This window comes from Paenibacillus sp. 05T425, from assembly GCF_056396205.1.
In genome coordinates this window covers 1-401 of record NZ_JBFTLA010000149.1, presented here as the reverse complement: position 1 = coordinate 401, position 401 = coordinate 1, and the positions used below count along the sequence as shown (strand labels likewise).

General features: G+C 36.9%; 1 protein-coding gene. It reads left to right on the top strand.

What is annotated here, in order from left to right:
- Positions 1–87 precede the first annotated feature (87 nt).
- A partial coding sequence (locus tag AC1DF0_RS32525; protein ID WP_477577736.1) for an AbiJ-NTD4 domain-containing protein occupies positions 88–401 on the top strand: 314 nt, incomplete at its 3' end.

The following is a 401-nucleotide window of genomic DNA, read 5'->3' as shown; positions in this document are numbered from 1 at the left end:
CAGCTTACCCTGAGCATTATCTCAACAAAAAACCGTATAAAACACCCATAACATAACTCAAAAAACATACGACAGGTCAATTATCAAATGAAAACTTTCAGTCAACGTAAAGGCTTGAAGACGCAGTCTGAAACGATTCAAGTTAACTCAATGAGCACTGAGCTTCGCAACTCTTTGTGGAATGCACTAGATGTGTCCTTATGGTCCACAAAAAACTATCTTTATTGCAACTACGACGAACCAGTCATTCAACCATTTAGCAAAGCGCTTTGGTTCCACTTCTTTAAAAAAACCATAGACTCAAGACCTGATCGCACGTATAAAATTCTTGAAGACATTCGCACCTATTTCTTTAAATGCGAATGGCATGAAATATATGACTTTTTAGAATTCACTGTAAC